11 protein-coding genes are annotated in these 15,056 nt (G+C 65.1%); 2 read left to right on the top strand and 9 right to left on the bottom strand.

All coding sequences use genetic code 11. The features are described 5' to 3' along the window. The first annotated feature begins 341 nt into the window (after window positions 1-341). Window positions 342-515: a hypothetical protein gene (locus tag KHO41_RS36705; RefSeq protein ID WP_211958139.1), complete on the top strand. Its 174-nt coding sequence runs from the start codon at window positions 342-344 to the stop codon at window positions 513-515. 489 nt (window positions 516-1,004) lie between these two features. Here KHO41_RS36705 and KHO41_RS36710 read toward each other — a convergent pair whose 3' ends face one another. The 5 genes from KHO41_RS36710 to KHO41_RS36730 all read right to left on the bottom strand — a co-directional run bounded on the left by KHO41_RS36710 (window position 1,005) and on the right by KHO41_RS36730 (window position 8,931). After that, window positions 1,005-1,961: a LysR family transcriptional regulator gene (locus tag KHO41_RS36710; protein ID WP_211958156.1), complete on the bottom strand. Its 957-nt coding sequence runs from the start codon at window positions 1,959-1,961 to the stop codon at window positions 1,005-1,007. Between the two features lie 121 nt (window positions 1,962-2,082). After that, window positions 2,083-3,705, bottom strand: a complete 1,623-nt coding sequence (locus tag KHO41_RS36715; RefSeq protein WP_211958140.1) for a GMC family oxidoreductase — start codon at window positions 3,703-3,705, stop codon at window positions 2,083-2,085. A 14-nt stretch (window positions 3,706-3,719) separates the two neighbouring features. Further along, on the bottom strand, window positions 3,720-5,231 hold the full coding sequence (locus KHO41_RS36720) for an aldehyde dehydrogenase family protein (protein WP_211958141.1): 1,512 nt from the start codon (window positions 5,229-5,231) through the stop codon (window positions 3,720-3,722). Window positions 5,232-5,538: 307 nt separating this feature from the next. Further along, window positions 5,539-7,899 carry a cytochrome P450/oxidoreductase gene (locus KHO41_RS36725; RefSeq protein ID WP_376989951.1) on the bottom strand — a complete coding sequence of 787 codons (2,361 nt, stop codon included), beginning with the start codon at window positions 7,897-7,899 and terminating at the stop codon, window positions 5,539-5,541. A 48-nt stretch (window positions 7,900-7,947) separates the two neighbouring features. Continuing rightward, window positions 7,948-8,931 (bottom strand): Bug family tripartite tricarboxylate transporter substrate binding protein, encoded by a 984-nt coding sequence (locus KHO41_RS36730; protein ID WP_211958142.1) that lies wholly within the window; start codon window positions 8,929-8,931, stop codon window positions 7,948-7,950. 131 nt (window positions 8,932-9,062) lie between these two features. Between KHO41_RS36730 and KHO41_RS36735 the strand changes: the two genes are divergently transcribed. Next, window positions 9,063-9,878 (top strand): IclR family transcriptional regulator, encoded by an 816-nt coding sequence (locus KHO41_RS36735; protein ID WP_211958143.1) that lies wholly within the window; start codon window positions 9,063-9,065, stop codon window positions 9,876-9,878. 57 nt (window positions 9,879-9,935) lie between these two features. On the opposite strand, the gene tssJ is transcribed toward KHO41_RS36735, so the two are convergent. From tssJ to tssA, 4 genes are read right to left on the bottom strand one after another with little or no spacing between them, the layout of a single operon-like run. Continuing rightward, on the bottom strand, window positions 9,936-10,574 hold the full coding sequence (tssJ, locus tag KHO41_RS36740) for a type VI secretion system lipoprotein TssJ (RefSeq protein ID WP_376989950.1): 639 nt from the start codon (window positions 10,572-10,574) through the stop codon (window positions 9,936-9,938). A gap of 12 nt (window positions 10,575-10,586) precedes the next feature. Continuing rightward, the gene (tssG, locus tag KHO41_RS36745) at window positions 10,587-11,612 is read right to left on the bottom strand and encodes a type VI secretion system baseplate subunit TssG (RefSeq protein ID WP_211958144.1); all 1,026 of its coding nucleotides are present in this window, start codon (window positions 11,610-11,612) and stop codon (window positions 10,587-10,589) included. A gap of 20 nt (window positions 11,613-11,632) precedes the next feature. Next, a complete protein-coding gene (tssF, locus tag KHO41_RS36750) occupies window positions 11,633-13,453 on the bottom strand; it encodes a type VI secretion system baseplate subunit TssF (RefSeq protein WP_211958145.1) in 1,821 nt (606 codons plus the stop codon). A 23-nt stretch (window positions 13,454-13,476) separates the two neighbouring features. After that, window positions 13,477-15,051, bottom strand: coding sequence for a type VI secretion system protein TssA (gene tssA / locus KHO41_RS36755; RefSeq protein WP_211958146.1), 1,575 nt, complete (start codon window positions 15,049-15,051; stop codon window positions 13,477-13,479). Window positions 15,052-15,056 lie beyond the last annotated feature (5 nt).

The raw sequence follows: 15,056 nt of genomic DNA on the forward strand, positions 1-15,056 counted from the left end.
CATGGTGATTGGAGGAATCGATGAACGGCACAACCACAAAGGCTATCTAAGCCTCAAAGTGTTACCCATGTGAGTGAACTCGTTTGTTACCCATGTGGTTGCTCCGTACATACGTGGTCAATCCAGAGCTCATTGCCATTGAGACATCAGAGGTCCGCTGGACTGCCTGCCGCGTAGATGATTAGGATGGGACAGCGCGTACGAGCGAACCCGGATTACGGAGTGGTCCCTTCTAACAACGCCTCACGGGGACGCCTTCGGCTGCGCTACGCGCGCTCGGAGTAAGACCGCTGAGGTCTAGTCCTAACCTCGCCTCAGTGACGAAGCCTTGGGCGCATTGCATGCGCCTAGAGACAGGAAATCAGGAACAGGAACAGGAACAGGAACAGGAACAGGAACAGGAACAGGAACAGGAACAGGAACAGGAACAGGAACAGGAACAGGAACTGGAACAGGAACAGGAACTGGAACTGGAACTGGAACTGGAACGGGGACTCGTGCGCCAGCGACGCTGATGAGCTTGCCCCCAGACGACGACGTGCGCGCAGCGCAGCCGAAGGCGTCCCACCACTGATCTGGTTGAAACGCTGTACCCGAGTCCGTCTTGGGGATCGTCCAAAAGTCGTGCCGCGCGAGGCACAGGTTCTGACTCACATGGCGTAGCAGGGTGGAACGGCTGACCACCATCGCAGGCGTCCAAAGCCGTTTGAACCCCTGCCGCCGTGGAATTGATGGCCAGCGGCAACGACGCGCTTTTCTGCCTACTCTTTTGTCGCTCGGACAAAAGAGTAGGTCGCCGGCTACGCCGGCGAAACAGCGGCGCATGCCAAGCACGACACCCCAATCCCACCCCCAAACCCCCGCCGGCTACGCCGGCGAAACAGCGGCGCCAGTCAAGAGCGATACCTCAATCCCACCCACAGAACCCCCGCCGGCTACGCCGGTGAGCCAACAGCGCATGCCAAGCGCCATCCTTGCGCCGTGACCTCAAAGAACAGCCGCCGCTACTGCGCCGCCAATGAAGCCTGCCCGCCGGCCTCCGCGTCGTACTGATCGTACTTGTGTATCTGCGCCCTCAGGCGATGCAGCAGCCGATCGGCCGCCGGAGAGAGCTGGCGGCCGACACGTGTGACGAGGTGAGCCTCGGAACTCTGGAGCAGGCGATTGTCCACGGGAAGGGCCACCAGCTCGCCTGCCGCCAGTTCCGGTGCAATCGCGATGGGGGCGAGCAGCGTGAATCCCAGATTGCTCTTGGCAAAGAGCTTCAGGACGGTGACCGAATTGGTCGTGATGGCAGGGGAGAACCTGACCTTGTCGAGCAGCATGGCGGCGTCGACCAGCCGCCGCGTACCGTGTTCGGGATGTGTCAGGACCATTGGGTAGGGCAGAAGATCGTGAAGCGTGACCGACTTCACCTTGCCAATCAGCGGGAATTCCGGCGAGACGATGGCATGCATCGGCTGGCGCGATCCCGCGCGGCTCACGATCCTGCTGTCGGATGACGGGTTGAAGACCAGGCCTATGTCCGCTTCATCTTCCGACACCCTGCGCATGACCTCGTTGGTGCTGCACAGGTCGAGCGTGATCGAAATCTCGGGGTACGCTTCACAGAACTGCTTGATGGGGCCGCTGACCATGGTGGAGGCAAAGCCTTCGCCCATCACCACGGCGATCGTGCCGCGGCGAAGCCCCTGGAGTTCCTGGAGCTTGGCAACCAGATCGCCCTGATGGGAACGCTGCTGCCGGAAGTACTCGATAAGCAGGGCGCCCGCCTCGGTGGGCCGGACACCGCGCTTGTTGCGTTCCACCAGCGCGATGGCGAGTTCCTCTTCCAGCAAGGCGATCTGCCGGCTGACGGCCGAGGGTGCTACATCAAGATAGTCAGCCGCCGCGCGTACCGTGCCGCATCGTACGGCTTCATACAGATAGCCTATGCGGCTTTCGTTGATTGGGCCTGCCATTCCGTCTTCCCGATCCGAGCAATGCCGTCGATGGCCAATGGCGGATTCTCGCACTCCCGTCCCCCAACGTGCAATGCTCGTACCGATCGGCAGGCGCGGCGGTGTCCGGACCGTCACCAGCTTAATGCGCCAGAACAAGATCCGCGGCCTTTTCGCCGATCATGATCGACGCAGCGTTGGTATTGGGCGAACACATCGTCGGCATGACCGAAGAGTCCACCACGCGCAGGCCGCTGAGGCCGTGGACTTTCAACTCGGGATCCACCACCGCCATCGCATCCAGGCCCATCTTGCAGGTGCCGATCGGATGCCAGCTGGTCTGGCCGGATTTCCTGATGTACGCGAGCAGGGCCTGGTCATCCTGCACATCGATGCCGGGGCGCGTCTCGCGTGCCACGAAATCGGCCAGGCTCGATTGCCGGGCGATCTTGCGCGTCATGTGCAGCGCTTCGAGCATGGCCTGGATGTCGGTGTCGCTGCTCAGGTAGCGCGGCTCGATCACGGGCGCATCGAGGGGATTGCTGCTGCGGATATGCAGATGGCCGCGCGACTCGGGGCGCAACTGGAAGAAGCCGAGGTTGAAGCCCGGGAAGGCGTCCAGACCGAAGCCCTTGCCCGCATACCGGTCCGCGCCACTGATATGGGCGATCTGGATCTTGACGCTTGGACGCTGGTCGCCGGACCGCGAACGCGCCAGCGCATGGGCCGATACTGATGGCGTCGCCATCAGCCCGCGGCCGGTCAGCAGGTAGCGCAGTCCCATCCAGCCCTGCCGCAACGGGCTTTGCATGATTTCGTTCAGCGTGACCGAACGCGTGCAGGCATAGGTGATGCGCGACTGGAGGTGATCGATCAGGTTCTCGCCGACGCCGGGCAGGTGGTGGCGGACGGGAATGCCCAAGGCCTGCAGGCGCTCTGCGTCGCCAATGCCGGACAACTCCAGCAGCTGCGGCGACTTGATCGGGCCGGCGCTCACGATGACCTCGCGTGCAGCCATGGCCTGCCGAAGCTGGCCGCCCTGCATGTACTCGACGCCGGTTGCGCGCTTGCCGTCAAACAGCAGCCGGGTCGCCAGCGCCTCGGTGGCCAAGTGCAGGTTTGGTTGAGGGCGGCCACGCAGGTAGCCGACCGCCGTGCTGCAACGCCGCCCCCCGCCCGTGGAGAGCTGCAGGTAGCTGACGCCTTCGTAGGCCGCGCCGTTGTAGTCCTCCGTAGCAGGGATGCCGGCGTCCTGGCAGGCGCTGATAAAGGCATTGCTCAGGGGATTGGGGCATACCTGCGAGACCGAGGACACCTGGATCGGGCCGCCACGGCCGCGGTATGCTTCCTCGCCGAAGGCGACCGATTCCAGCTTCCTGAAGTAGGGCAGCAAGGACGCATAGTCCCATCCGCGATTGCCGAGGCTGGCCCAGTGGTCGAACTCCGCAGGCTCGCCGCGCACGTAGATCATGCCGTTGACCGAACTGGAGCCGCCGGGCATGCGGCCCCTGGGCCAGTAGATGCTCTGGTTGGCCAGCTGCCGCTGCGGTTCCGTGGAGAACTGCCAGACATACTTGCTGTTCTGCAGGATCTTGGCGACCCCGATCGGAACGGTGACCCAGAAGTCCCGCTGGCGCGGAGCGCCGGCTTCCAGCAGCAGGACCTTCCCTGCATTGCGCTCAGCCAGTCGGGTGGCCAGGGTCGCGCCGGACGAGCCGGCGCCGATTACCACGTAATCGAAAGTCTCGGTGTGTTCCATGCTCATGACCGGCTTGGCATTCAGGCGCGGCCAATCGCAGTGACTGCCGAAGCGGCGGTCTGGACCCAGACGCTTTTGGCCTGGGTGTACTCGTAGAGGGCTTCAATGCCGCTGGTACGTCCGTAGCCGCTGTTCTTGTAGCCGCCAAATGGCGAGCTGACATGGACGGCCCTGTATCCGTTGATCCAGAACGTACCCGCATCCACTTGCCCGGCCACCCGGTGCGCGCGTGCGACGTCATTGGTCCAGACTGCGCCGGCGAGGCCGAATTCGCTGTCATTGGCAATGGCAATCGCCTCGTCCTCGGTATCGAAGGGAATTGCCGCGATGACGGGGCCGAATACCTCCGTGCGGGCGATGTCCATCTGGTTCGAGACACCGGCGAAGAGCGTCGGCGGAACAAAGTAGCCGCGGTCCCCGAAGCTGGTCGTGCCGGCGGCGAGTTGCGCGCCTTCTTCGACGCCGCGGGCAATCATCCGCTTGATGTGCTCGTACTGATTCCGGTTGTTGATCGGGCCGATTTCCGTGGACGCTTCGAGCGGGTGGCCAAGCCGCAGCTTGCGCGCGCCTTCGGCCACCTTGTCGACGACTTGCTCATAGACCTTTCGCTGGATCAGCAGGCGTGAACCGGCGGTGCAGCTCTGGCCGGCGCCGGAGAACACAGCCGCCTGGGCCCCGATTGCGGCAAGGTCGAGGTTGGCGTCATCGAAAACGATATTGGCCGACTTTCCACCCAGTTCGAGGATGCACGGAATGACGCGCTTGGCGGCGGCTTCTGCAATACGTATCCCGGTTGCGGGAGATCCCACGAAGACCACCTTCTTCACGACATCGTCGGCGATGGCCGCCTGGCCGGTGGTATGGCCATAGCCCGCGAGCACATTGATCAGGCCGACAGGTACGCCAGCCTGTTCGGCGAGCGCCGCCACAGCGAGCGACGAGAACGGCGTCAGCTCGGAAGGCTTGAGCAAGACGGCATTGCCGACGGCAACGGTCGGGGCCACCTGCCAGCCGAACGACAGGATGGGAATGTTCCAGGGGGCGATGTGCAGGATCGTGCCAAAGGGCTCGCGGCGCGTGTAGTTCAGGTGCGTGGTGGGAACTGGGATGACATCGCCATAAAACTTGTCCGCCCAGCCTGCATAGAACTCGAACATTTCCGCGACCATCTCCACCTCGCGGCGGCTGTCGCGAATGGGCTTGCCCTGTGACATCGATTCCAGCACGGCAAGCGATTCATTGTGCTCGCGCACCTTGGCGGCGACCGCGTAGAGGATGCGGCCGCGCGCGGCGTGCGTCAGGCTCCACCAGCGCTTTTGTGCTTCGCGCGCGGCGATGCAGGCCTGCTGCGCCACCTCGGGGCCGGCATCGCGATAGCTCAGGCTTTCTTCGCCCGTGGCCGGATCGAACAGCTGGATGTCTTGGCCGGTTCCCGCGACAAGCCTGCCGCCGACATAGGATCCGATTTCCGTAGCGTCCGGGAAGAACGCCGCAAATGCGCCGATCAGGGTTCCTGCTTTCGATTGTTCCATCACCGCTCCGGTCAGGGGAAAGTTGGTCGTGATGCAGCACTGGCTTTGGCGTCGTCATCGGCAGTGCTGCTCGTCCGGGGCAGTATGGTTTGCGGCTTTGCGCTCAACAATCAGATCGGATGCGCGATCGTGTTCTAACAATGAGAACACGCGCGCCGATGTGCCAATGCGGGCCCATGGCAGCGCGTGGAGGGAAGTCGGGGAATGGAACGAAGCGGCGCATGACCCACAGGCGGTCATGTGGCCAGGCGATGGCCTGCAGTGTGGGGAAAGCGGACGGACAGGCCGGAATCCGGCCCCTTCACCCTTAGAGTTCCAGAACGAGCCGGGTACCCGGCAATGCACGCGAGCAGCACGTCATCATCTTCGTGTTCGCCTCGCGCTCGCCGCGCGTGAGCACGACGTCGCGATGGTCGACGCTGCCCGCGAGCACGCGCACCTCGCATGAGCCGCACAGGCCTTCCTCGCAATCGCTCTGGATGTCGATGCCGGCGCAGCGCAGCGTGGTCAGCAGGGTCTGGTCGGCGGGCACCGTGACGGTCAGTCCCGAGTCCTTCAGCTCCACCTCGAACGGCTGCTCCTTCGACGGATCGAGCGTGCCCAGTGTCGTCGCGAAATGTTCGACGCGCAGCGCGTCATCCGGCCAGCCGGTGCAGGCCTGTTCCAGCGCCTCCACCATGCGCGCCGGGCCGCAGGCGTAGATCTGCGCGCTGCGGTCGGTGCGTGCCAGCAGCGCGTCGAGGTCGTTGCGGCCGCCTTCTTCCTTGATGTGAAGGTGCAGGCGCTCGCCATGCAGCGCGCGCAGCTCGTCGATCATCGCCATGCCGGCACGCGTGCGCCCGCTGTAGTGGATCTCGTAGTCGATGCCCAGCGCGAGCGCGCGCCGCGCCATCGCGCTGACCGGCGTGATGCCGATGCCGCCGGCAATGAAGATCGCCTTGCGGCAGCCTTCGTCCATGCGGAAATGGTTGCGCGGACCACGGATCTTCAGGCGGTCGCCGGGCTTCACGTGATCGTGGATCCAGGCCGAGCCGCCACGGCTTTCCGCCTCGCGCAGCACGGCGATCTCGAGCACGCCGGTCTCGGCCGGATCGCCGCACAGCGAATACTGGCGCGACAGGCCCGTATCGCCGCAATCGACATCGATATGCGAGCCCGGCGACCAGCGCGGCATCGGCTTGCCATCGGGCGATGCGAGCCGCAGCCGCACGATGCCATCGGCAGCCGTCGTGACGCTCTGCACGATCACCGGCCGGCTGATGGCTTGCCCGGAGGGCTCACCAATGCGCACCGGCGTCTGCTGCGCGAGCAACTCAGGTTGCGTGCGTTCCGGGTTCTGCGCCGGGTCCCATTCGACCCACAGGTGCTCGGGGCCGCGGAACGAGGTGTTGGGCAGATACGTGAACGCCTGCTGCGACAGCCGCATATGCGGCAGCCGGCGCGTCAGTTCCTCCAGGAAGATCTGCATCTCCATGCGGGCCAGGTTCTTGCCCATGCACTGGTGCGAGCCGTAGCCGAAGGTGAGCTGGTCGGCGGCATTCTCGCGGCGGATATCGAACAGGTCGGCATCGGCGAAGTGCGCCTCGTCATGGTTCGCGGACGAGGTCACGATCAGCAGTTTCGATCCGGCCGCGATGGGGATGCCACCGACTTCGGTATCGCGTGTGGCCACGCGCCGCCATGCGGCCACCGAGCCGTTGTGGCGCAGGCATTCCTCGACCGCGTTGGGGATCAGCGCGGGGTCCTCGCAGATCTCGCGCCAGACGTCCGGATGCTGCAGCAGCAGCTTGATGGCGTTGGCGCTGGCATTCGCGGTGGTTTCGTGTGCGGCGACAATGCCGGCCATCATCATCGAATGCAGGTAGGAATCGGTGACGACCTCGGGCAGTTCCTTCTGCTTGCGGATGCCGTACTGCATCCAGCCTGGCGCGGACGGATCCGCGCGCATCTTGTCGAGGATGCGGCCGGCGAGCTGCCAGAAGTTGCCGACCGCGTGCGCCACCGCGACCTGCTCTTCCGCCTTCGGCCGGCCCCAGGTGTTGACCGTATGAGCGATTGAATACTGGCGCAGCAGGTCCATGTCTTCCTCGGGCACGCCGAGGAAGTGCAGGGCGACCGTCAGCGGCACTTCCCACAGCATCTGGTCGACCAGGTCAGCCTTGCCGTCGTCGATGAAGCGATCCACGTACTCGCGCGCCAGCTTGCGCACCAGCGGTTCGTGGTGCTTGAGCTGCTCGGGCGTGAACGGCTCCATCAGCGCGCGGCGGCGCGGCATGTGGGCGGGCTCGTCCTCGTTGACCAGCGTGCGGTTCATCGCGTAGCCGTAAGAGGCCAGCACGGCATTGGCCTCGGGGCCGGTCGGCGTGATCTTCTCCAGCGCGATGGCGGGGCTGAAGGTCAGGTTGTCGCGGAAGACCGCCTTGATGTCGTCATAGCGCGTCACCACCCAGTAGCCGAGCTGCGGGCTGTAGAACACCGGCTCCTGCTCGCGCGACCAGCGCACGTACTCGGGCGGGTCCTGCTGGTAGCCGTCGCCGAACGGATCGAATGCCGCAGCCTGCGCGCTGACCGGGCAGCCGTTCGGCGCGGCTGCAGCGGGTTGCGCGCCATGGCTGAACGGACACTTCTGCATAAGGGAGTCCGTGGAGTTCGGGGTGGCTGCGGTCATGGGTATGGCTCCAACAAAGGCAATGCGGACAGCGGCTGGTGCTTGGTCTCAGTCCAGCGTGATCTTCAGGTCGCGGATGAGCTTCTGCCAGCGCGCGGTTTCGCTGCGCAGCAGGTCATTGAACTGCTGCGGCGAATTACCGACCGGCTCGACGCCGAAATCGACCAGGCGCTTGTTCACGCCCGGTTCCTTCAGCGCGGCCACGACCTGGCGATTCAGCGTGGTGATGACATCGGGCGGGGTGGCGGCCGGCACGACCATGCCGACCAGCGCGGCGGCTTCCACGTTCTTGTAGCCGACCTCGGCAAAGGTCGGCACGTCGGGAAGCTGCGGCAGGCGCGTGGCGTTGGCCACGGCCAGCGGCCGGACCTTGCCGCCCTTGATGAAGCCGGCGCCGGCGGCGAAGTCGACCATCATCGCCGGGATCTGGCCAGCCGCCACGTCGGACAGCGCGGGCGCGGCGCCGCGGTAAGGCGCATGGGTCATGGTCAGCCCCGCCTCGACCTTCAGCAATTCCATGGCGAGGTGGTGCGGGCTGCCGGCGCCGGCCGATCCATAGTTGATACCGCCCGGCTTGGCCTTGGTCTGCGCGATGAATTCCTGCACCGTGTGCGCCGTGCTGCCCGGGCCGACCACCAGGATCATCGGAAAGCGGCCAAGCAGCGTCACCGGCGCCAGGTCCTTGGGCTGGTAGCTCAGCGTCTTGTAGAGCGCGGGGTTGAACACCAGCGTGCCGTTGTCGGCGGACAGCACCGTGTAGCCATCCGCCGCGGCGCGCGCCGTCTCGGTCGCGCCAATGGCGGTATTGCCGCCGGGCTTGTTATCCACGACTACCGGCTGCCCCACCTTGGCCGACAACCCCTGCCCGATGGTGCGCGCCAGGAAATCCGAGCCACCACCCGCGGCATACGGCACGACCCAGCGGATCGGCTTGCTCGGGTAGGTATCGGCGGCCAGCGCGGCGCCGGTGGAGATGGCTGCCAGCGTTGCCGCGACAAAGGCGAGGCGAAGGGAAGTCCTGAGGGGCGTCATGTTGTCTCCGGTGTTGTGGTACTTCGTTTTGCGTAAATCATATACGCATTGCGTAAAAATGAGATGAGGGTTAACCTCGAATGCAAAGGAGTCGGCGAACCGATAAACAGACGGTCCCCGGGGAGAATGTGATGCGCGAAGAACGAAACGACGAGAAGGCGCCCGCCCGCGGCGAACGGCGCCGGCGGGTGCAGTCGGCAGTCACCGGCATGGCCGTGCTCAAGGGACTGGCCAGAATGGGCGGCAGGGCGACTCTGACGGCGCTGGCCGCCCATATCGACGAAAGCCCGGCCAAGGTGCACCGTTATCTGGTGAGCCTGGTCGAGGAAGGGCTGGTTGCCCAGGACGCCGGTGGCCAGCAGTACCAGCTCGGCGTGGAAGCACTGCACATCGGCCTGGCGGCCATGCGGCAGGCCGATCCGATACGGCTCGCGGAGGCATCGCTGATTCGCGTGCGCGAGCGGCACGAGGTCACCTGCTTTATCGCCGTCATGGGCAACAAGGGGCCGACCATTGTGCGTTTCGAGGAACCGGGGCTGCCGGTGACCGTGAACGTGCGGGTGGGGTCGGTCATGCCCTTGCTATGGAGCGCCACCGGTCGGGTCTTTCTGGGATTGCTCGACGAGCGGGAAGTCCTGGCGCTGGCCCGCGCGGAACTGGCGGCGGCGGCGCCGGACCTGCGCGCCATGCTGGCGGCCGATGACCCGATCGGCCAACTGCGGAGGGATGTCCGGACTGCCGGCTGTGCGGCGGTACGCGATGTGAACCTGAAGGGCATCAGCGCTGTTTCCGCGCCGGTGTTCGACTACACGGGCAGACTCAGTGCGGTGCTGACGGCGCTTGGCGCTACCGGCGGATTTGATCCGGATATCGATGGACCGATCGGCAGGGTGGTGAGGGAGGAGGCGGCGGCGGTCAGCGCGCAGCTTGGATATGTGGCGACCTGATCTTCGTGCCCGGACAGGCCGACCAACGTATCACGCAGCATCGTCACGATAACGCTGTCATTCCTTGCGGGCGCTCGCCGTCTGCGCAGACTTCTGCGGATTCGGTACGCTGTGCTGCGGCGCCGCCTGCGTGATTGGTTCCGGCTTCATGCCTGCCAGTTGCAGCACATTGTCGGTCGCGTCGATCTTCACCGGATCGGTCTTTTTCCATTGCTGCCTGGGGATGATGAGTTTCCATGTCCCGGTCTTGCCCGTATCGCGGAAGAACGCAGCCACGCCGACGTACTCGGTGGCCTCGTTCATGGGCTCGCTGATGCTCGCAGCGGCGTCAGGCCTCAGCACGACATCCCTGGTGGCAAGCAAATCCATCTTCAGCATGTCGAGGTCATTTGCTTGGAGCTGTTCGTAGCTGAGCTGTTCGAACGTTTGCGGCGTCTTCAACTGGTAGACCCGCACGACGGTCGACAGCGATCGTCCAGCGCCACTTGCATTCAACGACGACCGGCTGACGAGGTCGATGTTCATGGTCTTGACCTGCGTCGTGAACATCCACTTCGCCGCATCCACTGTGCCGTCCTTCACGGCCTGCCCCACGCCGCAGCCAGTTAAAAGGGTGAAGCCCAGTGCCGCGATGCAGCTTTGCAATTGCCACCTCATCGTGTTGATCCTCTGTGTTTTCATGTTGCTGTGTTCCATCGGCGTGCGACCTCAGTGTGGTCCGGACACCGGCGCCGCATGGCCCGTCCAGGTGCCCAGTTTCACGCGCGTCACCGGATCATCGACCGGTGCATCAGATTCACCTGTGTCCCGCCTCAATTGCGTAGTCAAGCCGAGGCTGGCTTCGTTCGAGTTCAACGCGGGCGGTGGCATCAATGAACGTCTCACATGCATTTCCAGGTGGGCATGCGCTGCATAGCCCAGGTAGAAGCGCAGCACGCCCATCACCTCCTGATGGAGGCGTCGGCCCGGCATCAGCCCGAGTACCGACTCGCGCCGGTTCGGGTTGATCACCACGCGTACGGTGTTGGTGCGGTCAAGGAAGCCGCGTCCGAGCACGCAGTTCTCCCCCAGCGGCTGCTGTTCATGCGTATCCAGACGTACCCACACAGGATGGAATTCCGTAACTGTGATCGTGGCATCCGGCACTGCATGCTGCAGCACGCCTGCGAGCCCCTCTTCCGTACGCGTACGCTGGCTGGCGAGTCCCAGCATCGACAGGAGCTTGCGCGTCGGCACCGATTGCTCGACCGACGACTGGCCGATGCCGAGTCCCAGCAGGCTAAGCAGATAGCGCGACACCTTGTCTTCGCCGCCGGTGCGAAAGCCCACCGGATAGCGATACTTGCGTCCCACGCGGTAGAACTGCGTGGTGATGCGATGGTGGAACAGGTCGAGGAACGCGGCCAAGGGTTCCGCGCCGTCCCGGCGCTGGGCAATCTCGTCCACAAAGTAGGACGGCATGCGCGCATCGACGCCGTAGAGGCCCAGGAAAGTTGTCCGAAGCACCGGCGGCAAGGCGGGTTGGTCCGCGTCGCGCTCGACGCGATCGATCTCCCGGCCCGGGAATCCGAGCTGTCCGGATGAACGGAACCGTACCGGCTCGTCAGCAGGCGAATCGGTGGTGCCCAGCGGTGGGCGCTCCGGTGCGGCCAGCTCGATCAGCTCGCACAGCCGGAAAAAATTCATCCGCGGCGCATCGGCAAGCAACGCCGGCAGCAGGCTACCGGTATCCATGACGCACTTCTCAGCGGAGCTCAAAACGGGGCCCCCTCACCTTTGCTATCGGGCCATTCGAGCCGCTTGCCACTCGGCTGCGAGACAACGACCAGGCGGGTGTACAGGTTCAGGGTGGCATAGAGCGCCAGGAAGCGGTTCAGCATTTCGCCGAACAATTCCACATCGCCGTCGCCGGCGAAGCGGGTGCTGTCCAGGCTCACCTCGATTTCCACTCCGCGCTGCAGTCCGCCCTTCACCAGTTTCTGCAGCGGGCGATGGCGGACGTCGGTGATGGCATCGATCCTGCGTCGGTTCAGCTCGCCATCGGTCCAGTCGTAGAGCGCCAGACTGCCACGCAGCACCTCGGCATCGAGCATGGACAGATAATTGGGCGCCAGGTGAGACAGCACGCGCCAATGAAATCGGTCGCCGGTCGGCGGGTACACCGGCAAGGTGGGCGCCGTCAGGTTGCGCACGGCGCCGATATTGGTGAAGCCGCCGCGCATGTGGGTGATGCCGGCCTCGCGCAGCCCCTTTCTCGGCAGCATGCCGTTCGTACCGGTGACCGACAGAGACAGGGTTTCCTGCGGCAACGTGTCCTGCTGCTCCCAGGCATGCCCGCCGAGCACCAGCCAGGTATCGAAGCGCCCGGACGGCCCCCTTCGCACACGCGTATGAAAGTAGCGCTCGGGCATGTCATGGCGCAGCATCCCGCCCCGGTGCCGGAAAGCAGCGAATGGCGCGTACTCGAAGCGCTCGCCGGTCGCTGCCTCGAAGCCGCGCACGGTATCGACCGAGTAGGCCTCGACATGCTGACCGTGTTGTTCCATGGCCCGCACCCGGTATTCGGTCTCATGGTGGGTGACCGTGACCGGATCGGCCTCCAGCTCGAACAGGTTGATGATCGGCGTGCAGAAAAGCCGGATGTTCTCGGCCGAGAAGCGCATGTCATCCGGAAAGGGCTTCGCGAGCACGACTTCGACGTCGAAGTGCGGAACATCTGACGGGATCGCCGCCATGTCGAGCCCGAGCAGGTCCACGAACATGAACTTCTCGGGGAACGTGAAGTACTCCAGCAACAGCTGGTAGCCGCCGAAGGCATTGTCGGGCTTGGGCCAGAGCCGCTCGCTGGCGCCGAATCCCACCGGCTCCAGGCGCAGGCCGGCCATGGACTGCGGCGTGCCGGGCCGGTCGGTCGGGTAGCCGGGAATGCGTACGTGCATGGCCAGCGGTTGCGCGGTAAGCGCCGCGTAGAGCGCCAGTGCCACGGGACGATCCGCATGCAGGTAAAACCGCAGCCGGGGCACCTTCAGCTGTTCCTGCCGCGACTGGGCCTGCCGGGCCAGGCGCAGGCGAATGACGGAGCGGCCGTCCTCGCGTGCGTAGGTACCCGCTTCGGCCACGCTCAGCGGGTACAGATCGACCGGCTGGGTTGTCCGGTAGATGCATTCCACGCTGTCCCCGGTGCCTTGCTGTGACCCCAGCGGGACCGGATCGGAAACAGCCTCCAGCCCGGCCGCCAGGGTCTCGTGACCTTGCAGCACGCCGGGGCTCGGGATCAGTTCCAGGATCGACAGCGACGGGATCATGCGCAGGTAGTGCGGCCACAGCATGCTGACCAGGCCTTCCGTCAGTTCCGGCAACTCGTCGTCGAGCTTGTGGCGCAGCCGGCCCATCAGGAAGGCGAAGCCCTCGAACAGACGTTCGACGTGGGGATCGCGGTCGCCGATGCGGTCGATATTGAGCATCCGGGCCCGGTCGGGGAAAGCCTGGGCGAACTCCTTGCCGGCCTCGCGCAGGTAACGCATCTCGGCCTCGTAGTAGCGCAGGATGTCGTTGTCTTGGGTGGGGTGATTCATGGGAATGTGAGTGGTCTTGCCGTTCAGGCCATGGCGACGGCGCGGGCCGGGTCGATGGCGGTCAACTCGCCCATCAGGGCATCGATGCGCTGCGCCAGCGCGGGCTTGTCGGCATCCTTGCGCGTCAGGCGGGATCTCAGCAGCCGTACCAATTGATGCTTGACCTCGAACGCAAGCGACGGCTCCCAGGTTGCCAGCCGGTAGTGCCGCGCGCTGTGGTCCAGCGCGGCGAGCAGGTGCAGGGCCGTATCCGCCCGTTCTGCACGCTCCGCAACGCGTGCCATGACCAACTGGCGCACAAAGCGGTCGCGCTCGCCATCCGACGTGGGCAGGCCCTGCAGCCACGACAGGGCCGTATCGAGGCTTTGCTGTGCGGCCAGTTCGGTGGCCTGGGCCTCCGTTTCCGCCCAATCCGTGCTGGCCGAATCCACTGCCACGGGGGCTACCGCTTCACCGCGTTCGATATCGCGCACGGTGGCATGGCGGGCGATCCATTCCAGCGTAGTGTCGTCCGCGAACGGCGTGCCATCGGCAAAGGCAAGTTGATCGAGGCCCGGCAGCCGCTCCAGCATCAGCGCGCAATCGGTGGCCAGCAGGTCGCGCACGCGTGCGTACTGGCCGCGGGCCTGGTCCTGGGCGGCGAAGGCGTAGTACTGCAGATCGAGCCAGAAGTGATTGGCCCCCTCGGCAAAGGCCTGCTCGACCCGGTCGAGCAGTTCCGGCCACTGCCTCTGCAGGACCAGCCGCTTCATGTGGGCGCGTAGTTCGGCACGCGGTGCCACGAGCCGCGTCCTGCCACCCGCCTCGTGTGGCGGGACTTCGGTCAGCGTGTCCCAGCGTACGCAACGCATCAGGCGGTAGGCAGCGAGATAGCCTTCCGGCTGTTCGCGCAGGAACTGCGCCATCTGGCGCGCGCCGTCCAGAAGCTCCCGCGTGGAGGTCACCTTGGCCGAGGCGAGCGTCGTCGCGATTGCCGGCGCCTTGACGGGCACTGCGTGACTATCGCTATCCGCGGCTGATGGAGACTCAACCCGGCCCTCGAACCGGCGAAATAGCGTATCCAGCGCGGGACGGGCCGCTTCCGGCCACTGTGCGGTGCGCTCCTGCATCAGCGCCAGCGCCGACAGGGTGCGCTCCAGGTAAGTCCCGGTCAGTCCCGAGACGCGGTCGAGGCGATCCGTGAAGGTCGCGCCAGCGAGCCACTCCAGCGCGGCCTTGCGGCTTTCCGCGCGGGCGGGCAGCAACTGTTCCCCGAACCGGTCGATCAGGGCCGACAGCAGTTCAAAGGCCGAGGCCACGCCTTCCGCCCCATCCCGCCGCATGCGGCCGTAGGCGTAGTAGGCCGCCAGTCGAACGTCCTTGGCGCTGGCCTTGAGCAACCGCTCTGCCGAGTCGATGATCAGGGTATCGTTGATGTCCGACAGCCTGGCGACTTCCTCCTTGATGGCGAGGAAATCGTCGTCATAGCCGGGGTCATCGCCGACCGGCGCCTCGGGGCGGATAGGCTGCAGCCAGGGTTCCCAGCGCACCTGCGTGGAACGTGCGAGGTCCGTGGGCGTGCGCGAGCCGAACAGCGCATTGAGAAGATGGTTGAACATAGGCG

This window comes from Cupriavidus numazuensis (genome assembly GCF_905397435.1).
GTDB classification, from domain to species: Bacteria; Pseudomonadota; Gammaproteobacteria; order Burkholderiales; family Burkholderiaceae; genus Cupriavidus; species Cupriavidus numazuensis.